Source organism: Microbacterium sp. NPDC058062 (assembly GCF_042885375.1).
GTDB lineage: Bacteria > Actinomycetota > Actinomycetes > Actinomycetales > Microbacteriaceae > Microbacterium > Microbacterium trichothecenolyticum_C.
Genome location: NZ_JBHVSC010000002.1, coordinates 186,624 through 205,300, shown reverse-complemented (window position 1 = coordinate 205,300; position 18,677 = coordinate 186,624). Strand labels below are relative to the sequence as shown.

Below are 18,677 nucleotides of genomic sequence, written 5' to 3'. Positions count from 1 at the left end.
CGCCCGCGAATGACGACTCGACGAGACCGATACGGTCGTAGTCGGTTGCGGAGCACCTGCTCCGGCCGGAGAACTGAGGGGGAACGATGACGTCCACGCTGCCCGTAGGAGGACTGCCCGAGCTGGAGTGGACGCACCGCCCATCCGAGGCGCGGTACGACGAGCAGACCCGTGCCCTCGAGCTGACCTGCGCCGCCGGCGTCGACTGGACGAACGACGCGGCCGGCGCACCGCCGCAGCACGAGGCATCCAGTCTCTCCTTCGTCGCCCCGGCGTCGCCGTTCACGCTGCAGGCGCGCGTCGAGGTGGTCGGTGAACGCACGACATTCGACGCCGGTGCGCTGACGATCTGGCGCGACAGCGACCACTGGGCGAAGCTCTGCTTCGAGTTCTCCCCACAGGGCGAGGCAATGGTCGTCAGTGTGGTCACGCGCGGCCTGTCGGACGACGTGAACTCTGCGGTCGTCGCGGACCGGGCGGTGTGGCTGCGGATCGCCTCGCTGGGCGGGGATGCCTGGGCCTTCCACGCCTCTCAGGACGGCGTCCGGTGGGACTTCGTCCGGCTGTTCTCGCTCGCCGGCGGCTCCGCGCCCGTTCGGGTCGGCTTCATGGCGCAGGCACCGCTCGGCGACGCTTGCACCGCAGTGTTCGACCAGATCGATCTGCGCGAGACCCTCGTCTCGGATCTCCGCGACGGATCGTAGACGGATGCTGCGCCTATGAGCGGGCGCGCGTGCCGCCGCGTCGGGCGGCCAGGTACTCGGCGGGCATGCCGGGGCCGATGCGGATCGCGACCTCGTCCGCCGGCACGGCTCCGCACTGGTCGCACGTCGCCGTGGCGTGGATCGAGTTGTCGCACACCGAGTGGCGGTAGAGGATCGGGGGATCGATCGGCGACGCCCACTCGTCGCCCCACTCCGTGAGCGCGATGAGCGAGACGGCCAGTGCCCGGCCTTTCGGCGTGAGCACGTAGTCGGCGGCGCCGTCGCGCTGCATGATGCCCGCCCCGACGAACGACTCCAGTCGCGAGGTGAGGACGTTCGTCGCGATGCCCAGGTTGTGCTGGAAGTCGCCGAATCGCGTCACGCGCGCGAACAGCGCGTCGCGGATGATGAGCAGGCTCCAGCGTTCCCCCACCATCTCGAGGGAGCGTGCGATCGAGCACACCTGTGTGTCGTACGTCTTGCCGAGCATGGGTCGAATCTATCACTTGCGTGATGCAAGCAGCAGGGCTATGGTCGCTTGCATCACGCAAGTCATCGATCCGATCGGGTCGCGAGCAAGGGAGCAGGAAGCATGACCGCGAGCTTCACCACGACGATCACCGTGGACGCCTCGGCACAGGACGCGTTCGACGCGATCAACGACGTCTCGGGCTGGTGGGGCCGCACCACCGGTTCGACCACCGAGGTGGGCGGCGAGTTCGTCTACGTGGTCCCGGGACTGCACTACAGCGGATTCCGGGTCACCGAGCTGGAGCCCGGCCGCCGTGTGGCGTGGCTGGTCACCGGCAGTCACCTCGACTTCGTCGCCGACAAGCAGGAGTGGAACGGCACGACCGTCCGCTTCGACATCCTCGAGGGGGAGGGCGGCACCCGCGTCGTCTTCACCCACGACGGGCTCACGTCCGACGACGACTGCTACGACATCTGCACCAACGCGTGGGGGATGTTCGTGAACGGCAGCCTCAAGGCGCGCATCGAGACGGGCGAAGGTGCGCCGTACGTCTTCGGCGGAGACGAGGAGCTCACCGCCGCGGACCACGACGAGCTGCACAGCCAGGTGGCGGCGGCCAAGGCGCGTGTCGGGGGTGCCGTTTAGAGTGCGCCCATGCCGGAGCGGGTGGAACTGTGGTGGGCGAGACGCCAGTTCTCGAAGGGCGTCGACGTGCCGTACCCGGTGGGCACCTACCGGACGCAGTGGGCGGCGTATCCCGCGCTGATCCGGCAGTACCACCCCGATCTGAATGCGGGCATCACCCTCACCCAGGTGCCGCCTGCCGCTGATGTGCTGCTGCTGTGGCAGTGCGAAGCGGGGCACACGTTCGCCGCGACTCCGTCGGAGCAGCGAGACCGGCCAGGCCGCGAGAGACGCCGGTCGGCCTGGTGTCCGGACTGCTCCGCGCTGGCCAGCCCGCCCCGCATCGTCCCCCGGGCGGCGCCCGGCGCGGAACGCGCACCGCGTCGCAAGCCTCCGCGCACACTGTGCGCCAAGACGCCGGATCTTCCCGTGGGGGAGCCGTTCGTGAGCGTGTGCGCGCCGAAGCCGGCGTCGGCGGTGGAAGCGCGGATGCGTGCGGATGTCTTCGCGATGCTGGCCGTGACGCCCGGCTTCACCGCGATCCGGACGCTGCGGCCCTTCTTCGATCACCTCGAGGTGTGGCCCGACATCCTCTTGCCGGAGCTCCGGATCGCGCTCGAGTACGACACCGTCGGCAAGCACGGTCTGGAGCACGTCGGCAAGCGCGAGGAGGCCGACCGGCGCAAAGACCGGGCGGTGCGCGCCGCGGGGTGGGAGATGGTCCGCGTGCGCACCGGCAAGCTCGAGCCGCTCGGTCCGCACGACATCGTGATGTCGGCGTGGACCACGCGAAGCGGGCCGGTCCTCCTCGATGCGCTGCGCGGCATCCGCGGTGCGCTCTTCGTCGATGCCTACCTGAAGTGAGTCCGCGCGTTCGGCGCGCGGGTGTCGGAGGTCGTCGTTACGGTGGTGGGCGGAGGGGACATGAAGACGAAGAGACTCGCCCGCACCGCATCGCGTCTGCCGCGCCGGGGCCACGTTCTGGTGACCGTGTCGGTGGTCGACGAGAACGGGTTCACGTCCCAGTACGAGACCGTCGAGGTGCCCGTCGGGGCGCTGCGCGACGGCGTCGCCGCGATCCATCTCGCCGCGGTCGATGCTGCGGCTGAGGCCGACAGCCGCAGCGCGTAGCCCGAACGCATCCACTGTTGCGCCGGTGCTTCTCGCGTCCTAGAATCGAACATAGATTCGATGAAGGAGGGGCATCATGCGGATGGTGGCACGTGAGGATGTTCAGGTGTGGTGCGAGCATGGGCGGCCGGTGCGACTCGTCGTCGACCATGAGCGGTGGCGCATCATCGACACTCCGACCCGCAGCGACGGCGGCCGGCTCTTCCAGAGCTGGCGGTTCACGGCGCGCAGCGACGTCGACCACCGCACGCGCGTGATGGACGTCGAAGAGGTCGACGGTCACTGGATGCTCGTCGCCGCGTGGGAGTGAGCACAGGCGCCCCGCCACGCGTCAGTCTGCCGAAAGCGAGAAGATCCGGCGAACTTCACTGCTCGGCCTGAGTCAACCCCCTTGAAACCTGAATCGTCCGTCAGGTAACGTCCCGCAGGGCGGTTCCCCACGAGCCGCTTCCGCGCTCTACAAGGAGGTACCAGCGCATGGCATCACCCCAGACACCCCCGGCCTCGATGAAGCAGTCGAGTCTGCGGCGGGTCGTCACGGCCTCGATGGCGGGCACCGTCGTCGAGTGGTACGAGTTCTTCCTCTACGCCACGGCCGCGACGCTCGTCTTCAACAAGATCATGTTCCCGCCGTCGGACGACCCATACGCCCCCATCATCGCGGCGTTCGTCACCTACGCGGTGGGCTTCATCGCCCGGCCCCTCGGCGGCATCGTGTTCGGGCACTTCGGCGACAAGTACGGGCGCAAGAAGCTGCTGCAGTTCGCGATCATCCTCGTCGGCGTGGCGACCTTCCTGATGGGATGCCTCCCCACGTTCGACATGATCGGCTACTGGGCGCCCGCGCTCCTGGTGGCACTGCGCTTCGCGCAGGGCTTCGCCGTCGGCGGCGAGTGGGGCGGGGCCGTGCTGCTCGTCGCGGAGCACTCGCCGAACAAGACGCGCGGTTTCTGGGCATCGTGGCCGCAGGCCGCCGTGCCGATCGGGAACCTGGTCGCGACCGTCGTCCTGCTCGTGCTCAGCCGCACGCTGACCGAGGAGCAGTTCCTCGCGTGGGGCTGGCGCATCGGCTTCTGGCTGTCGGTCGTGATCGTCGCGATCGGCTACTACGTCCGCACGCGGGTGACCGACGCCCCGATCTTCCTCGAGGTCCAGAAGGAGGTCGAGCAGTCCAAGGCGCTGCGCTTCGGCGTGCTCGAGGTGATCAAGCGCTACCCGCGCGGTGTGCTGACGGCGATGGGCCTCCGCTTCGCGGAGAACATCATGTACTACCTCGTCGTGACCTTCTCGATCACGTACCTGGCGGTGGCGCTCGAGGTCGACACGGCAGAGATCCTCGGTCTCCTGGTCATCGCGCACATCGTGCACATGATCGTCATCCCGCTCATCGGCGGGCTGACCGACAGGATCGGCCGCATGCCCGTGTACCTCATCGGCACGCTCGGCGCGGCGGCGTGGGGTTTCGTGGCCTTCCCGATGTTCGACACACGCAACCCGGTGATCATCGTCGCCGCGATCTGCCTCGGCCTGTTCATCCACGCCTTCATGTACGCGCCGCAGCCCGCGATCATGTCGGAGATGTTCCCGACGCGCATGCGGTACTCCGGCGTCTCGCTGGGCTACCAGGTGACGTCGATCGTCGCCGGCTCGCTGGCGCCGATCATCGCGACCGCGCTCCTGGCCAGCACCGGCTCGTACATCCCGGTCGCGGTCTATCTCGCGATCGCCGCCGCGATCACGCTCATCGCGGTCATCTCGATGCGCGAGACGAAGGGGTCGTCGCTGCACGAGCTCGACCGTATCGACGAGGAGAAACTCGCCGCCGAGAAGGAGTCGGTCGGCGCGTGAAGCCCACCCGGACCGCCTCGCCACGTTGTGGCGGGGCGGTCCGCCGTTCCCGCCGGCAGGGCGGCGAGTCGTGCGTCGCTACGCGCCCTGCGGGCTGCGGCGCACGCCCGGCATGGTCTGCGGGCGCAGCACCATCGCGGTCGTGATCCCGAGGAGCACGATGCCGATCGACTCGACGATCACGGTCTGGGGCACGAGGGTGAAGTCCCAGGTCTCGTGGATGCCGAACAGCCCCACGGTGAGCGCGAGGAAGAGCGCCCCGAGCGTGGCGATGAGGAACAGCAGGCTCAGCACGGTCACGAGCTGCAGGAGCCGACCGCGCAGGAGCAGCATCCCCGCCGCGAGGACGAGCCCGGCCACGGCGTTCAGGATGAACATCACCCCCAGCAGGCCTCCGACGCCGTTCAAAGCGAGATAGAGATGGATGCCGCCCGTGGCGAGGAGGGCGATCGCGCTGAGGATGCGCATGGTCCAGAGCGCCCGCCCGCTGGATTCGGTCATGGTCCTACCTGCTCTCTTCCGGAGGCGAGGTCGACGCCTTCTCGAGGGAAACGAGCGGGGCGCCGGCGAGGTTCAAACGCACGAGCCAGAGCACGTCGCGGCCGAAGGACTCGAGGATCAGCAGCAGCGCCGCGACAGCGACGAGGATGTTCAGCGCGGGCGGCAGCAGCTGCGACGCGACGAGGGCGAGAGCGACGCCGCAGGCGGCCGTGACGACCTTTCGCCAGTACCGCGGCGGCAGCGTGTGGTTCATCCACGGCAGCGCGAACCCCGCGACCACGAACGCGTACCTGAGCAGGCCGATCGTGAGCACCCACCAGCCCAGGTATCGCACGTCGTACACGCACAGCACCAGCAGCAGGAACGCGTCGACCTCCATGTCGAAGCGCGCACCCAGTTCGCTCTCGCTGCGGGTGCGGCGCGCCACGTAGCCGTCGACGCCGTCGAGGGCGAGCGCCACGGCGACGAGCGCGACGAGCAGAGCCGTCGGCACCGCGCCCGCGAAGGAGGTCACCACCAGGGCGGTCACGAGTCCCACGAGCATGGACCGCGTCGCGGTGACCGCGTTCGCCGGGCCGAAGCGCTCGACCCCACCTCGACGGATGCCCCTCATCAGGAGCGCCGTCGACACGATGAGGTAGCCGACGCCTGCCGCCCACGCCGCAGCGGGCAGCCGGACCGTCGTCCCGATCGCCGCCAAGCCGGCGATTCCGGCCGCGACCCACCACCAGGGCACCCACTGAACTTTTCCCATGCGCGCTCCGTGTACTCCTCATGGCGGTCACGGGGAACACGACACAGGGACCCGCTGAGGTTCACCGCGAGTTTCCGGATGCAGCGACCGCCTGGTGGACGGTCGGCGCCGGGCGGGGGGAGTTCCGACGCGAGCCGCTGCCCGGCGTGGTCGACGGCGAGGCGTCGGTGCGCACCCTCTTCACCGGCGTCAGCCGCGGCACGGAGGCCCTCGTCGCCCGGGGCGAGGTGCCCGCGTCGGAGCACGAGCGCATGCGCGCACCCTTCCAGGCAGGGGACTTCCCCTTCCCGGTGAAGTACGGGTACCTCAACGTCGGAACCGTCGAACACGGGCCCGCCGCGCTTCGAGGCCGCACCGTGTTCTCGCTGTTCCCGCACCAGTCGCACTTCGTGGTCCCCGCGGAGGCGCTCCATCCGGTCCCCGACGCCGTCCCGCCGCGCCGGGCGGTGCTCGCGGGCGCGGTGGAGACCGCGGTCAACGTGCTGTGGGATGCCGCCCCCCTCGTCGGCGACCGGGTGGTCGTCGTCGGCGCGGGCATGATCGGGTGCGCGATCGCGCGCGTGGCGCGCGGCATCCCGGGTTCCGATGTCACCCTCGTCGACGTCGACCCGGCGCGCGCGGCGACCGCCGCGGCGCTCGGCGTCGGCTTCTCGCTCGCGACGGAGGAGATCGCACCCGCCGACGTGGTGATCGAGGCCAGCGGCGCCGGCGCCGGACTGCAGCTGGCGCTCGGCCTCGCGCCCACCGACGGCGAGGTGATCGTCGCCAGCTGGTACGGCAGCCGCCCGGTCTCGCTGGAGCTCGGCGCCGACTTCCACTCCCGCCGCATCGCCCTCCGGCCGAGTCAGGTCGGTGAGGTCGCCGCACGCCGGAGAGGTTCCCGCACGACGCGCAACCGCCTTGCGCTGGCGCTGCGACTTCTGGAGGATCCTGTGTTCGACGAGCTTCTGGCGGGCGCCTCGACGTGGCGGCAGCTGCCCGAGGTCACCGCCGCGCTCGCCGACGGCACCGCCGGCGAACTGTGCAACACGATCGATTGGACTGCCGAATGAGCTTCAGCGTCACCGTCCGCGACCACATCATGATCGCGCACAGCCTGCGCGGCGACGTCTTCGGCCCCGCGCAGCAGCTGCACGGCGCGACGTTCCTCGTCGACGCGACGTTCCGCGCCGACGAGCTCGACGCGCACGGCGTCGTCGTCGACATCGGCCGCGCGAGCGAGGTTCTTCGCGACATCGTCGGCGCGCTGACCTACCGCAACCTCGACGACGACCCCGACCTGCAGGGGATGAACACCACGACCGAGCGGCTGTGCCAGATCATCGGCGATCGCCTGGCCGCGCGTGTGAAGGACGGTGGCGTCGGCGAGGCCAACCTGAGCGGCATCGTCGTGACACTGCACGAATCGCACGTCGCGTGGGCCTCCTACGAGGTTTCGCTGTGACGGATGCCCCGTCCCTCCGTTTCGTCGTCCCCGCCGGGGTCGACGACCCCCGGCGCGTGAGCGGCGGCAACGTCTACGACCGGCACATCCGAGACGGTCTCCGCCGCCGCGGCTGGGACGTCGACGTGCGTGAGGCGGCGGACGCGGGGGGCGCAGCATCCGTCCTCCGTGACGCGCCCGACGGATCGCGGGTGCTGGTCGACGGACTCGTGGCCGGATGGGCGCCGGCCGCGGTGGAGGAGGCGGCGGGGCGGCTGCGACTGACGGTGCTCGCCCACATGGTGACGGCGGCCTTCGCGGACGCCACGGATGCTGCGATCGACGCCGAACGGCGGGCCTTCGCGTCCGCACACGACGTGATCGTCACGAGTGACTGGACGGCGGACGAACTCGCCCGACGTGGGCTGGCGAACCCGGATCGCACGGTGGTCGCCGTTCCGGGAGCCCGCCCGGCAGAGCCGTCGACGTCGGCCGCCGACGGTGAGCTGCTGTGCATCGGCGTGATCGCCCCGCACAAGGGGCAGGACACGTTGCTCGCCGCGCTCGCCCGAGTGGCCGCCGACGACTGGAACTGCACGATCGTCGGCTCGACAGAGGTCTTCCCTGAGTTCGCGGCGAGGATCGCGCGACAGGCGGCCGCCCTCGGTGGCAGAGTTCGACTCGCCGGCGTGCTCGACGGCCCCGCCCTCGCCGACGAGTACCGGCGCTGCGCACTGCTGATCGCCCCGTCCCGCGTCGAAAGCTCCGGCATGGCGATCGCCGATGCGCGAGCACGGGGGATCCCCGTGCTCGCCGCCGAAACCGGCGGCATCCCCGATGCGCTCGCCGGCGGGGGAGGACTGCTCGTCCGTGCCGGCGACCCGGCCGCCCTCGCCGAGGCGCTGGACGCGTGGCTCTCGGACCCGTCCCTGCGTGCGCGCCTGCGCCGCGAGGCGCTCGCCGCGCGCGCGACCCTGCCGACGTGGCGCGACACCGTGAGTCGTGTGGCCCAGGCACTGGAGGCGGCATGACCACGATCTCGACGGCGACGGCCGGGTGGCTCGCGCTTCGGGCGCCCGCCGACGACGATGCGCGCTCGGCCGACCTCGCCCACGATCTGGCGCGGCTGATCGTGCCTGGCCCGGAGCCGGCGCCGGTCGTGCTGCACGACCTCGGCGCAGGCACCGGTTCGATGACGCGGTGGCTCGCTCCGCGACTGCCGGGGCCCCAGCGGTGGGTGCTCCGCGACGGCGACGCCGACATCGTGGAGCATCTCGACCTGCGCACCGTCGTCGACGAGGTGGGCCGCCCCGTCGCCGCGGACGTGGTCGTCGAGCATCTCGCCTCGCTGCCGATCGACGCCTTCCACGGTGCGGCGGCGGTGACGGCATCCGCTCTCCTCGATGTGCTCACCGAGGCCGAGGCCGCCCATGTCGTCTCCGCCTGCGTCGCCGCGCGTACTCCGGCGCTGTTCAGTCTCACCGTGACCGGCTCCGTGCGGCTCCGTCCCGCCGAGCGTCCGGACGAGGTCGAGCGGGCCATCGAGTCCGCCTTCAACGACCACCAGCGGCGTGACGCGTCGGGGCGACGGATGCTGGGACCCGACGCGGTGGCCGTGGTCGCGGGTCTCTTCGCCGACGCCGGCTGGAACGTCCGCACAGCGGTGACCCCCTGGCGCCTCGCGCATCGCGACACGGCGCTCATCGGCGAGTGGCTGGACGGCTGGATCGAGGCCGCGGCCGAGCAGCGTCCCGAACTCGTGTCCGATGCCGGCGCGTATCGCGAGCGTCGGCTGGCGCAGGCCGCGGCCGGGCGGCTGCGCGTGACCGTCTCCCACCAGGATCTGCTGGCATGGCCGGGCTGAGCAGGATCCCCCCGCGTGTGCGGTCGTGGCTCCGGATCGCTGCGGCGCTGGCCGTCGTCGCCGGCACGATCGCCGTCGTCGGCGTCGGACCGTTTCTGCACGGGCTGGCGTCGATCTCGCCGGCCACGATCCTCGTCGCGGTGGCGCTCGCCGCCGTCGCCACGGCGGCCGCCGCGTGGCGCTGGCGCATCGTCTCGGCGGGCTTCGGCCTGCCGCTCCCGTGGAGCGAGGCCTTCACCTCGTATTACCGGTCCCAGTTCCTGAACACCGTCCTGCCCGGGGGAGTCGTGGGTGACGTCCACCGGGCCTACGTCCACGGACAGCACCACGAACGCGTCGACCTCGCCGCCCGTGCCGTCGCGGCGGAACGCGTGGCCGGGCAGCTCGTCCAGGTCGCGCTCACGCTCGCGATCCTGCTGCCGCTGGGGCTGGCGTCGCCGCTGGCACCGCTCGCGTGGATCAGCGGTGCGATCGTCGTGGTCGCGATCGCCTTCCTGGGAGTGGTCGCCGCGACCCGGCGCGGTCGCGCCGCACTGTCGCGGGAGTACCGGATGCTGCGCCCCGTGCTGACACGGCCCGCCGCGCTGTGCGCGATCGCGGCCGCATCGATCGTCGTGGTCGCCGCGCACGCCACCACCTTCGTCGTCGCGGGGTATGCGGCGGGGGTGCACGCCGGCGCGGACGAGCTCGCCGTCGTGGCGCTGATCGTGCTCGGCGCGGCCGCGATCCCCGTCAACGTCGGCGGCTGGGGGCCGCGCGAGGCGGTCGCCGCCTCGGCGTTCGCGCTCGCGGGACTCGGCGCGGGTGCCGGCGTCGCCGTGTCGACCGCGTTCGGCGTGCTCACCGTGGTCGCCGTCCTGCCGGGCGCGCTCGCGCTGGTCGCCGACCGCTTCCGATCGGTGCCCGCGAGGAGCATCATCGGGAAGAGGAGATCCGCATGAGCGAGCGCCCGTACGTCACCCTCAGCTGCGCGATGTCGATCGACGGATACCTCGACAGTGCCGAGCCGCACCGGCTCGCGATGTCGAACGCCGCCGATCTCGACCGCGTCGACGACGTGCGCGCTCTTCACGACGCGATCATGGTCGGCGCATCGACCGTGCGACGTGACAACCCCCGCCTGCTGGTGCGGGATGCCGCGCGCCGCGCGCGACGGCGGGCTGCGGGGCGTCAGGAGTCCCCGGCGAAGGTGACGGTCACCGCGAGCGGGGACCTGTCGGCCGACGCCGCGTTCTTCACGACGGGCGAGGGGCCCCGCATCGTCTACTGCCCGCGCGAGCGCGCGGCGGAGCTCTCCGCCCGGCTCGGCCATCGTGCGGTCGTGGTGGGGATCGGCGACGAGTGCGTCACGATGGACGCTCTCCTCGACGACCTCGGCGCCCATCACGGGGTGCGCAGCCTCATGGTCGAGGGCGGCGGCACGGTGCTGACCCAGTTCCTCGGTGCCGACCTCGTCGATGAGCTGCACCTCGTGGTCGCACCGTTCTTCGTCGGCGAGACCGGAGCTCCGCGGGTGGTCGGACCCGCCGCCTATCCCTGGACGGCCTCACGTCGCGCGCATCTGGCCGACACGCGTCAGATCGGCGACGTCGTCCTGCTGCGCTACGCGCTGTCCGACCGCTTCGGCATGCTCGACCCGGATCCGGATCCCGAGCCGACGGGAGCCGGACGCGTCGCCGTCGAACACCCGTGAGCACGATGTCCCGCCCGCAGGTCGCCCCGGTCTGGCGCAGACGGCTCGCGCTCGGCGGCGCGATCGCCGCCCTGGTCGTGCTTCCCCTCATCCCGGGTGCCCTCGCGACCGGGTCGGTCGTCGACCTCGTCCGCATCCCGGTCGAATCGATCGTGGTGCTGCTCGTGCTGGCGCTGATTCCGCGCCGGATGCTGCGTCGCGCCGTCGCGGCGGCCTTCGGGGTGTTCGTGGCCGTCGCCGTCCTCCTCGCGAGCATCGATCGCGGCTACGAGGCGGCGCTCGGCATCCATTTCGTTCCGCTCGACTGGCTGCAGCTGGGCGACGCATACGGCGTCGTCGCCTCGGCGATCGGGCCGGCGCCGGCCAGTGCCGTGTTCACCGCGGCCGTCGCCCTGATCGTCGCCGTGGGGTTCGCTGCCGGCTGGGCTGCGCTCCGCGTCGACGCCGCGCTGCGACGTCAAGGCGATCGCGGGCGCACCGTGCTCGCCGCCGTCACCGCGGCCTGGATCGTGATGGCGGCGGTGGCGCCGCCCCTGCGGATCCAGGATCCGGTCGCGGCTGCAGCATCCGCCACATCCGTCGGCTCAGCGGTGTCGCGCACCGTGTCGGCGCTCGAGACCAGGGCCCGGGTCGCCCGCGACGTCGCCGACGATCCATTCGCCGCGGTTCCGGCGCCGGAGCTGCTGACCGCATTGCAGGGCAAGGACGTGCTGTTCGTGTTCGTCGAGAGCTACGGGCGCGTCGCGCTCGAAGGCGACGGCATCTCGGACGGGGTGAACGACGTCCTGCGCCGTGGCGACGAGACGCTCCGGTCCGACGGGTATGCGACGCGGAGCGCCTGGCTGACGTCGCCGACGTACGGCGGAGTGAGCTGGCTGGCGCACTCGACGCTGCAGACGGGGGTGTGGGTCGACTCCCAGGCGGTCTACGACCTGGTGGTGCGGACCGATCGGCTCACGCTGAGCGCGGCGTTCGGCCGCGCGGGCTGGCGCACCGTGAGCGACGTCCCGTCGAATCGGCATCCGTGGGACGTCGGGACGTCGTTCTACCACTACGACACGCTGCTCGACGCGACGAACGTCGGCTACCGCGGCCCTTCGTTCGGCTACGCGCGCATCCCCGACCAGTACACGCTCAAGCACTTCGCCGACCAGGTGCTCGCGCCTTCGGACCTGCCCGTCATGGCGGAGCTCGACCTGGTGTCGTCCCACACGCCGTGGGCGCCGCTTCCCGAGCTCGTGCCGTGGGCCGAGGTGGGAGACGGATCGATCTACGACGACCAGCCCGCGCGGAGTCAGCAGGCGAGCGAGGTCTGGAAGGACCCGAAGACGGTCCAGCGCTACTACGGGAAGTCCGTCGAGTACACGCTCGGGTCGATGCTCTCCTTCCTCGAGAACGTCGACGATCCGAACCTGGTCGTGGTCATGCTCGGCGACCATCAGCCGGCCGCGATCGTGAGCGGCGAGGGCGCCAGTCGCGACGTGCCGATCAGCATCATCGCGAAGGACCCGGCGGTCTTCGACGCGATCGCCGACTGGAACTGGACTGCGGGCCTGCGACCGTCGGACGCGTCGCCGGTGTGGCGCATGGACGCCTTCCGCGACCGCGTCTTCACGGCGTACGGCTCTGCCGGGTGACGCCCCCTGTCCGCGTGCCCCGCCCGCTGGCAGGATGACGGCATGACGTTCACCCTGCGCGTGCCCGAGCCGCGCGACGCGGCCGAGATCGCTGCGCTCCACGTGGCGACGTGGCGAGAGACCTACACCCACCTCCTGCCCGCCGGCTTCTTCGACGACGAGTTCGTGCACGGGCGGCAGAGCATGTGGACGCGCATCCTCGACAACCCCCGCGACGAGTGGCGCGTGTGGATCGCCGAGAGCGAGGGTCGCATCATCGGCTTCGCGACCTCGGGACCGGGCCTGGAGTTCGACGGGGCGCCGGCGCCCTGCGAGCGCCAGCTGTACATGCTCTACGTCGCGGCCGCCGATCACGGCGGAGGAGCAGGGCAGGCGCTGCTCGACGCGGTGCTCGACGAGGGCCCTGCAGTCCTGTGGGTGGCGAAGGAGAACCCCCGCGCCATCGCCTTCTACCGGCGCAACGGCTTCGACTTCGACGGCGCCGAGCAGACCGACCCGATGGTGCCGTCGATCATCGACGTGCGCATGCTGAGGTGACCTGCGGGCGCTCGACCTCAGCCTGAGAAGTCCGAGTCGTCGGTCCAGGCGGCGATGTCGACGCCGTGGTTGTCGGGTGACGTGAGGGTCCACCACTCCGGAGCGTGGGAGTCGTCGGCCATCCGCCCGCCGGCCGCCAGCGCCGCCGCGACGCGCGCCTCGACCTGGTCGCGCGGTACGGAGATGTCGATGTGCGTGCGCCCGCGGCCAGGCTTGGGCGGTTCCAAGGGATGGAACCACACGTGCGGGTTGCGGCGCAGCGGGTCGATCGCGTCTTCGCCCCCGAGCGGGTCATAGCCGAGCGCGGCGCTCCAGAACGGCCGGACGTGGGTATCGGGCCCCTGGGCCACGGCGATGCCGACGACCGTGAGCACCGACGGATCGGCTTCCAGGCCCAGCTCGCGGGCGGCGCGTGACACGGATGCCGCGAGGTCGGCATCCGTCCGGCTCAGCGCCCCGTCGCGGCGGCTGAAGGTCTTGACGAAGACGCCCTCGGGGCGGAGGTCGATGTCGGGATAGTGGTCGAGGCCCTCGGCGATGGCGGCGACCTCGGCGACGAGGCGCGCGCCGTGGGAGAGCGATTCGGCGCGGAAGAAGGCATGAGCGCCCCAGTACAGGACCCGCCAGTCCGCCACCCCCTCGGACGCATGGAAGGCGACCGGGCTGATCGTCTCGACCTCCGGGGCGATGGTGCCGTCGCCGAGCGGCGGCTGCGCGAGGATGATGCGCGCCAGCTGGTGCGGACGCGTCAGCTGCGGCCAGTGCCCGGTCGGCAGGTCGACGTAGGTCACGTCGCGCAGGCGCGCGAACTCCTGCACCGGCGGAGCGCCCGCGTCGATCCAGCTCTGGAGGTCGGCGACCGTGTACTCGGTCGCGATGGCCGTGACGGGGATGTCGAGGCGGCGGTCGTCGCCGAGGCGCTGGATTCCGGTGACGACGCCGGCGGGCGAGGGGATCGCGTACGTGCGGAACGCCGTCATGCCGCCGTCGCCGAGGTCGCGCAGATCGGCCTCTTCGAACTCGTTCCACGGCGGCAGCGGGAGCTCGCCGCCCTCCGTCGCGAACCCGTCGAGGAGCGGATCGCCGTCGGCCGTCGGGAAGCCTCCGATGAGGATGAGCCGCGCCACACGGTCGGGGCGTGCGTCGGCCGCCGCGTACACGATGCCCGCGCCCGCGGAGTGGCCGACGAGGACGACCCGCTCGCCGGGCGCCTCGTCGATGGCGGCCACGACCGCCGCGACGTGGTCGGCGAGGGTGATCGCCGAGCGGTCGGCATCGGCCGATCCCATGCCGGGGAGGGTCAGGGGCACGGGCCGATGCCCTTCACGCTCGAGGGCCGGCGCCACCTCGTACCACGCCCACCCGCCCATCCACAGGCCGGCGACCAGGATGATGTCCATTCGTGCTCCTCGCGACTCCAGGGTGATGTCAGTGTCGCGCGCTCCGCCGACATCCGCCACGATTCGGCGCGAAGGGGAATACCAGCATCGCGGGGTCGATTGAAGTTTATACCCCTAGGGGGTATAACGGAGACGTACTTCGACGAGGAGAACACCGTGACCGATCCGCATCGCGACCATGACCACTCCGGGGACGACCACGCGGGACCTGACCACACTGACCACGATCACGCTGCTCATCAGGCCATGAGCGCGACCGCCACGACGGAGCCCACCCACGCGGCGCACGCCGACCACGCCGGCCACGCTGATCACGCCGATCACGCCGACCACATGGGTCACGGCGGGCACTCCGGCCACGGCGCGGACCACGTCGCCCGCTTCCGCCGGCTGTTCTGGATCAATCTCGCCCTCGCGGTGCCCGTGGTCGCGTTCTCGGGCATGTTCGCGATGGTGCTCGGCTACACGCTGCCCGACGCCCCGTGGGTCCGCTGGATCTCGCCTCTGCTGGGCACCGTCATGTACTTCTGGGGCGGCTGGCCCTTCCTGTCGGGCGCCGTATCGGAGCTTCGCTCCCGCAAGCCCGGCATGATGCTCCTCATCGGCCTTGCGATCACTGTCGCGTTCTTCGCGTCGTGGGGCGCGAGCCTCGGGCTGCTGCACCATGAGCTCGAGTTCTGGTGGGAGCTGGCCCTCCTCATCGTGATCATGCTGCTCGGCCACTGGATCGAGATGCGCTCCCTCGCCCAGACGACGTCGGCGCTGGACTCCCTCGCAGCGCTCCTCCCCGACGAGGCCGAGCGCGTGGAGGGCGACAGCATCGTCACCGTGGCACCGTCCGAGCTGCGGCTCGGCGATGTCGTCGTGGTGCGACCCGGCGGCAGCGTTCCCGCTGACGGCCGCATCGTCGACGGCGGCGCCGACATGGACGAGTCGATGGTCACGGGCGAGTCCCGGCCCGTCGCCCGCGGCGTCGGCGACCACGTGACCGCCGGCACGGTCGCCACGGACTCGGGACTGCGGGTCGAGGTGACCGCGATCGGCGACGACACCACGCTCGCCGGCATCCAGCGGCTCGTCGCCGAAGCGCAGAGCTCGACGTCGCGGGCACAGCGCCTTGCCGACCGTGCCGCCGGCTGGCTGTTCTGGTTCGCCCTCGGCGCCGCGGCGCTGACGGCGATCGTGTGGACCGCGTTCGGTCTTCCCGACGAGGCGGTCGTGCGCACCATCACCGTGCTCGTCATCGCCTGCCCCCACGCACTGGGCCTGGCGATCCCGCTCGTGGTGTCGATCGCCACGGAACGTGCCGCGCGCGGCGGCGTGCTGATCAAGGACCGCCTGGCGCTCGAGAGCATGCGCACGATCGGCGCGGTGCTGTTCGACAAGACGGGCACCCTCACGAAGGGCGAGCCCACCGTGGTCGACGTCGCCGCGATCGCCGGCATCGACGCGGACGGCGTGCTGGCGCTCGCCGCGGCGGCCGAGGCCGACAGCGAGCACCCGCTCGCGAAGGCGATCGTGCGCGCCGCCCAGGAGCGCGGCCTCGCGGTCGCCTCCGCGTCCGGGTTCCAGTCGTCGCCGGCGGTCGGTGTGACCGCGACCGTCGACGGGCACGTCGTGCGGGTGGGCGGCCCGCGCCTCCTCGCCGAGATCGAGGCTGCCGACATCGCCGCTGCGGGCGCGTGGCGCGACCAGGGCTCGATCGTGCTGCACGTCGTGCGCGACGGCTCCGTCGTCGGTGGCCTCGCGCTCGCCGACGAGATCCGCCCCGAGTCGCGCGAGGCCGTCGACGCGCTGCACCGGCTGGGCGTCCAGGTCGTCATGATCACGGGCGATGCCGAGCCCGTCGCACGGTCCGTCGCCGAGGCGCTCGGCATCCGTCGCGTCTTCGCCGGCGTGCGCCCGGAGGACAAGGAGCGGAAGGTCGCGGAACTGCAGAGCGAGGGCCTCAAGGTCGCGATGGTGGGCGACGGCGTCAACGACGCCCCCGCGCTCGCGCGGGCCGACGTCGGCATCGCGATCGGCGCCGGAACCGACGTCGCGATCGGATCGGCGGGAGTCATCCTGGCGTCGAGCGATCCGCGCTCCGTGCTGTCGGTGATCGAGCTGTCGCGGGCGAGCTACCGCAAGATGACGCAGAACCTCTGGTGGGCCGCGGGCTACAACCTCATCTCGGTCCCGCTCGCGGCCGGCGTCCTCGCGCCGATCGGCTTCGTCCTGCCGATGTCGGTGGGCGCGATCCTGATGTCGCTGTCGACGGTCGTCGTGGCGCTCAACGCGCAGCTGCTGCGCCGTCTCGACCTCAGCCCCGAACGGAGCGCCCGCGCCGTCCTCGACCGCTGATTCCCTGAACCGGATGCTGCGCCCCGGCGCCGGGGCGCAGCATCCGTCGTCCGTCTCCCGAGAGGTCGCGGGGATAGGGTTTGAGGATGACGACGACTCCTCCCGGCTGGTACGACGACGGTCACGGCGCGATGCGCTGGTGGGACGGCACGCAGTGGACGGAGCACGTCGCTCAGCCCGACCCGGAGGCGTCGCCGGCCCCGACCGAGGCCGAGATCGTCGCCGGGGCCGAGGCCGTTGAGCCGGGCGCGCCGGAGCTGTTCGCGACGGAGCCCGCCTCCCCGGCGGCGCCGCCGTACGCGGTGCAGGAGGGGTACGCGTCGGCCGAGGGGTATCCGCAGGGCGTGTACCCCGGAACGCCCGCAGGCATCGCCCCCGCCGGCGGCGGCTTCGCCGCGGCGACCGAGCCGCGAAGCACCTCGAAGCTCTGGATCGTGTGGGTGGTGCTCGGCGTGGTGCTGCTCGGCATCGTGATCGCCGCCGCCGTCGTGATCCCGCTCCTGCTGCTCTCGGCGTCGACCGCAAACAGCGCCGGTCAGTCCGATGACGAGCGCGCCGCCGTCGCGACCGTGGGCCTGTACGACGACGCGTGGCAGGAGGGCGACTGCGACTCGTTCACCGCCGCCACGTCCGAGGACTTCCGCGACACCGTCGGGCTGCTCGACTGCGCCACCTTCGAATCCCAGGCGACCGCCTTCGACGAGAACTTCGACGACTACGAGATCAAGGTCACCGACGTGGAGACCATCGGCGACCAGGTCGCGGTGACGACGAACGAGACGTACACCGCACTCATCGACGAGAACGGCCAGCCGACCGACCCCGCGCCCGGCGCCACGGTGTACCACTACACGCTCGTCCAGGCAGACGGCGAGTGGGTCATCGACGACCTGTCGTACGAATGACTCCGCCCGAGACGGCGCGCCCTCTCCACGACGCTCGGTTCTACCTCACCTGCATCGGCATCGGCCTGCTCGCAGGGCTGCTGTCGGGCCTGTTCGGCGTGGGCGGCGGCACGGTCATCGTGCCGTTCCTGGTGCTGTTCCTCCGCTTCGACCAACGGCTCGCCGCAGGCACATCGCTCGCCGCGATCGTCCCCACCGCGACGGTGGGCGTCATCTCGTACGCCGTGCACGGCTCGGTCGCCTGGATCCCCGCGCTGCTGCTGGCGGCGGGTGCGGTGTTCGGCGCCCAGATCGGCACGTGGCTGCTCCCGCGGCTCTCGCTGACGGTGCTGCGGTGGGCGTTCGTCGGCTTCCTCGCCGCGGTGATAGTCAGCCTCTTCATCGTGATCCCGTCGCGCGATGCCGAGTTCTCCCTCACCTGGCTGAGCGGAGTCCTGCTCGTCGTTCTGGGTGTGGTCACCGGCATCCTGTCGGGACTGATCGGCGTCGGCGGAGGGATCATCGTGGTCCCGGCGCTCATGGTGCTGTTCGGCACGAGCGACCTCGTGGCCAAGGGCACGTCGCTGCTCATGATGATCCCGACGGCGCTCTCGGGCACGGTCGGCAACATCCGGCGGCGCAACGTCGACCTCGTCGCGGCGGCGGTCGTCGGGGTGGCGGCGTGCACCACGACGGCGCTCGGCGCGTGGGCGGCGACGCTCATCGACCCCTTCGTCGGCAACATGCTCTTCGCCGCGTACCTCGTGATCATCGCGGTGCAGATGGGCCTGCGGGCCTGGCGCGGGCGCCCTCGCCCGGAGGCCGGCCCGGCCGGGTCGGGGGATGCCGCTCGGTAGGATGG

The 18,677-nt window shown here is 71.4% G+C and carries 21 protein-coding genes; 17 read left to right on the top strand and 4 right to left on the bottom strand.

Going from position 1 to position 18,677, the window contains the following annotated elements; translation table 11 throughout:
* Positions 1-86 precede the first annotated feature (86 nt).
* The gene (locus ACFVSU_RS05650; RefSeq protein WP_387139283.1) at positions 87-704 is read left to right on the top strand and encodes a DUF1349 domain-containing protein; all 618 of its coding nucleotides are present in this window, start codon (positions 87-89) and stop codon (positions 702-704) included.
* Between the two features lie 13 nt (positions 705-717).
* On the opposite strand, the gene ACFVSU_RS05645 is transcribed toward ACFVSU_RS05650, so the two are convergent.
* Entirely contained in the window at positions 718-1,194 is a 477-nt protein-coding gene (locus ACFVSU_RS05645) for a winged helix-turn-helix transcriptional regulator (RefSeq protein ID WP_387139280.1), read from the bottom strand.
* A 102-nt stretch (positions 1,195-1,296) separates the two neighbouring features.
* Here ACFVSU_RS05645 and ACFVSU_RS05640 point away from each other — a divergent pair, with 102 nt between their 5' ends.
* The 5 genes from ACFVSU_RS05640 to ACFVSU_RS05620 all read left to right on the top strand — a co-directional run bounded on the left by ACFVSU_RS05640 (position 1,297) and on the right by ACFVSU_RS05620 (position 4,779).
* Positions 1,297-1,821, top strand: a complete 525-nt coding sequence (locus tag ACFVSU_RS05640) for an SRPBCC domain-containing protein (RefSeq protein WP_387139277.1) — start codon at positions 1,297-1,299, stop codon at positions 1,819-1,821.
* Positions 1,822-1,830: 9 nt separating this feature from the next.
* The gene (locus ACFVSU_RS05635; RefSeq protein ID WP_387139274.1) at positions 1,831-2,664 is read left to right on the top strand and encodes a zinc-ribbon domain-containing protein; all 834 of its coding nucleotides are present in this window, start codon (positions 1,831-1,833) and stop codon (positions 2,662-2,664) included.
* A gap of 60 nt (positions 2,665-2,724) precedes the next feature.
* Positions 2,725-2,931 (top strand): hypothetical protein, encoded by a 207-nt coding sequence (locus ACFVSU_RS05630; RefSeq protein WP_310244012.1) that lies wholly within the window; start codon positions 2,725-2,727, stop codon positions 2,929-2,931.
* A gap of 76 nt (positions 2,932-3,007) precedes the next feature.
* On the top strand, positions 3,008-3,241 hold the full coding sequence (locus tag ACFVSU_RS05625) for a hypothetical protein (protein ID WP_045300447.1): 234 nt from the start codon (positions 3,008-3,010) through the stop codon (positions 3,239-3,241).
* Between the two features lie 167 nt (positions 3,242-3,408).
* Positions 3,409-4,779, top strand: coding sequence for an MFS transporter (locus ACFVSU_RS05620; protein WP_387139269.1), 1,371 nt, complete (start codon positions 3,409-3,411; stop codon positions 4,777-4,779).
* Between the two features lie 78 nt (positions 4,780-4,857).
* Here the strand turns inward: ACFVSU_RS05620 and ACFVSU_RS05615 are convergent, their stop codons facing one another.
* Both ACFVSU_RS05615 and ACFVSU_RS05610 read right to left on the bottom strand, forming a co-directional pair.
* Entirely contained in the window at positions 4,858-5,280 is a 423-nt protein-coding gene (locus tag ACFVSU_RS05615; RefSeq protein WP_387139266.1) for a hypothetical protein, read from the bottom strand.
* Positions 5,281-5,284: 4 nt separating this feature from the next.
* Positions 5,285-6,034, bottom strand: coding sequence for a CDP-alcohol phosphatidyltransferase family protein (locus tag ACFVSU_RS05610; RefSeq protein ID WP_387139263.1), 750 nt, complete (start codon positions 6,032-6,034; stop codon positions 5,285-5,287).
* A 20-nt stretch (positions 6,035-6,054) separates the two neighbouring features.
* On the opposite strand from ACFVSU_RS05610, the gene ACFVSU_RS05605 reads away from it, so the two are divergent.
* The 8 genes from ACFVSU_RS05605 to ACFVSU_RS05570 are packed head-to-tail and all read left to right on the top strand — an operon-like array spanning position 6,055 to position 13,188.
* Positions 6,055-7,086: a zinc-binding alcohol dehydrogenase gene (locus tag ACFVSU_RS05605; RefSeq protein ID WP_387139260.1), complete on the top strand. Its 1,032-nt coding sequence runs from the start codon at positions 6,055-6,057 to the stop codon at positions 7,084-7,086.
* Entirely contained in the window at positions 7,083-7,478 is a 396-nt protein-coding gene (locus ACFVSU_RS05600) for a 6-pyruvoyl tetrahydropterin synthase family protein (protein WP_387139257.1), read from the top strand. The genes ACFVSU_RS05605 and ACFVSU_RS05600 overlap by 4 nt, the downstream gene beginning before the upstream one ends.
* The gene (locus ACFVSU_RS05595) at positions 7,475-8,488 is read left to right on the top strand and encodes a glycosyltransferase family 4 protein (protein ID WP_387139254.1); all 1,014 of its coding nucleotides are present in this window, start codon (positions 7,475-7,477) and stop codon (positions 8,486-8,488) included. The genes ACFVSU_RS05600 and ACFVSU_RS05595 overlap by 4 nt, the downstream gene beginning before the upstream one ends.
* Positions 8,485-9,321: an SAM-dependent methyltransferase gene (locus tag ACFVSU_RS05590; protein WP_387139252.1), complete on the top strand. Its 837-nt coding sequence runs from the start codon at positions 8,485-8,487 to the stop codon at positions 9,319-9,321. Before ACFVSU_RS05595 ends, ACFVSU_RS05590 begins: the two co-directional genes overlap by 4 nt.
* Positions 9,309-10,262 (top strand): lysylphosphatidylglycerol synthase transmembrane domain-containing protein, encoded by a 954-nt coding sequence (locus tag ACFVSU_RS05585; protein ID WP_387139249.1) that lies wholly within the window; start codon positions 9,309-9,311, stop codon positions 10,260-10,262. The genes ACFVSU_RS05590 and ACFVSU_RS05585 overlap by 13 nt, the downstream gene beginning before the upstream one ends.
* Complete coding sequence (locus ACFVSU_RS05580) at positions 10,259-11,014, top strand: RibD family protein (RefSeq protein ID WP_387139245.1); 756 nt, start codon at positions 10,259-10,261, stop codon at positions 11,012-11,014. Before ACFVSU_RS05585 ends, ACFVSU_RS05580 begins: the two co-directional genes overlap by 4 nt.
* Positions 11,011-12,651: a CDP-alcohol phosphatidyltransferase gene (locus tag ACFVSU_RS05575; protein ID WP_387139242.1), complete on the top strand. Its 1,641-nt coding sequence runs from the start codon at positions 11,011-11,013 to the stop codon at positions 12,649-12,651. Before ACFVSU_RS05580 ends, ACFVSU_RS05575 begins: the two co-directional genes overlap by 4 nt.
* A 42-nt stretch (positions 12,652-12,693) precedes the next feature.
* Complete coding sequence (locus ACFVSU_RS05570; RefSeq protein WP_387139239.1) at positions 12,694-13,188, top strand: GNAT family N-acetyltransferase; 495 nt, start codon at positions 12,694-12,696, stop codon at positions 13,186-13,188.
* Positions 13,189-13,205: 17 nt separating this feature from the next.
* Here the strand turns inward: ACFVSU_RS05570 and ACFVSU_RS05565 are convergent, their stop codons facing one another.
* Positions 13,206-14,588: an alpha/beta fold hydrolase gene (locus ACFVSU_RS05565; protein WP_387139236.1), complete on the bottom strand. Its 1,383-nt coding sequence runs from the start codon at positions 14,586-14,588 to the stop codon at positions 13,206-13,208.
* Between the two features lie 246 nt (positions 14,589-14,834).
* Here ACFVSU_RS05565 and ACFVSU_RS05560 point away from each other — a divergent pair, with 246 nt between their 5' ends.
* The 3 genes from ACFVSU_RS05560 to ACFVSU_RS05550 all read left to right on the top strand — a co-directional run bounded on the left by ACFVSU_RS05560 (position 14,835) and on the right by ACFVSU_RS05550 (position 18,672).
* Positions 14,835-16,931: a heavy metal translocating P-type ATPase gene (locus ACFVSU_RS05560; protein ID WP_387139233.1), complete on the top strand. Its 2,097-nt coding sequence runs from the start codon at positions 14,835-14,837 to the stop codon at positions 16,929-16,931.
* 86 nt (positions 16,932-17,017) lie between these two features.
* On the top strand, positions 17,018-17,836 hold the full coding sequence (locus ACFVSU_RS05555; protein WP_387139230.1) for a DUF2510 domain-containing protein: 819 nt from the start codon (positions 17,018-17,020) through the stop codon (positions 17,834-17,836).
* Positions 17,833-18,672: a sulfite exporter TauE/SafE family protein gene (locus tag ACFVSU_RS05550; RefSeq protein ID WP_387139227.1), complete on the top strand. Its 840-nt coding sequence runs from the start codon at positions 17,833-17,835 to the stop codon at positions 18,670-18,672. Before ACFVSU_RS05555 ends, ACFVSU_RS05550 begins: the two co-directional genes overlap by 4 nt.
* Positions 18,673-18,677 lie beyond the last annotated feature (5 nt).

Excerpts from the sequence above, each read along its gene's own strand:
- ACFVSU_RS05615 (WP_387139266.1), bottom strand. The coding sequence starts at position 5,280 with ATGACCGAATCCAGCGGGCGGGCGCTCTGGACCATGCGCATCCTCAGC.
- ACFVSU_RS05645 (WP_387139280.1), bottom strand. The coding sequence starts at position 1,194 with ATGCTCGGCAAGACGTACGACACACAGGTGTGCTCGATCGCACGCTCC.
- ACFVSU_RS05620 (WP_387139269.1), top strand. The coding sequence starts at position 3,409 with ATGGCATCACCCCAGACACCCCCGGCCTCGATGAAGCAGTCGAGTCTG.
- ACFVSU_RS05560 (WP_387139233.1), top strand. The coding sequence starts at position 14,835 with ATGAGCGCGACCGCCACGACGGAGCCCACCCACGCGGCGCACGCCGAC.
- ACFVSU_RS05605 (WP_387139260.1), top strand. The coding sequence starts at position 6,055 with ATGGCGGTCACGGGGAACACGACACAGGGACCCGCTGAGGTTCACCGC.
- ACFVSU_RS05590 (WP_387139252.1), top strand. The coding sequence starts at position 8,485 with ATGACCACGATCTCGACGGCGACGGCCGGGTGGCTCGCGCTTCGGGCG.
- ACFVSU_RS05570 (WP_387139239.1), top strand. The coding sequence starts at position 12,694 with ATGACGTTCACCCTGCGCGTGCCCGAGCCGCGCGACGCGGCCGAGATC.
- ACFVSU_RS05600 (WP_387139257.1), top strand. The coding sequence starts at position 7,083 with ATGAGCTTCAGCGTCACCGTCCGCGACCACATCATGATCGCGCACAGC.
- ACFVSU_RS05585 (WP_387139249.1), top strand. The coding sequence starts at position 9,309 with ATGGCCGGGCTGAGCAGGATCCCCCCGCGTGTGCGGTCGTGGCTCCGG.
- ACFVSU_RS05550 (WP_387139227.1), top strand. The coding sequence starts at position 17,833 with ATGACTCCGCCCGAGACGGCGCGCCCTCTCCACGACGCTCGGTTCTAC.
- ACFVSU_RS05650 (WP_387139283.1), top strand. The coding sequence starts at position 87 with ATGACGTCCACGCTGCCCGTAGGAGGACTGCCCGAGCTGGAGTGGACG.
- ACFVSU_RS05565 (WP_387139236.1), bottom strand. The coding sequence starts at position 14,588 with ATGGACATCATCCTGGTCGCCGGCCTGTGGATGGGCGGGTGGGCGTGG.
- ACFVSU_RS05625 (WP_045300447.1), top strand. The coding sequence starts at position 3,008 with ATGCGGATGGTGGCACGTGAGGATGTTCAGGTGTGGTGCGAGCATGGG.
- ACFVSU_RS05610 (WP_387139263.1), bottom strand. The coding sequence starts at position 6,034 with ATGGGAAAAGTTCAGTGGGTGCCCTGGTGGTGGGTCGCGGCCGGAATC.
- ACFVSU_RS05580 (WP_387139245.1), top strand. The coding sequence starts at position 10,259 with ATGAGCGAGCGCCCGTACGTCACCCTCAGCTGCGCGATGTCGATCGAC.
- ACFVSU_RS05640 (WP_387139277.1), top strand. The coding sequence starts at position 1,297 with ATGACCGCGAGCTTCACCACGACGATCACCGTGGACGCCTCGGCACAG.
- ACFVSU_RS05630 (WP_310244012.1), top strand. The coding sequence starts at position 2,725 with ATGAAGACGAAGAGACTCGCCCGCACCGCATCGCGTCTGCCGCGCCGG.
- ACFVSU_RS05555 (WP_387139230.1), top strand. The coding sequence starts at position 17,018 with ATGACGACGACTCCTCCCGGCTGGTACGACGACGGTCACGGCGCGATG.
- ACFVSU_RS05635 (WP_387139274.1), top strand. The coding sequence starts at position 1,831 with ATGCCGGAGCGGGTGGAACTGTGGTGGGCGAGACGCCAGTTCTCGAAG.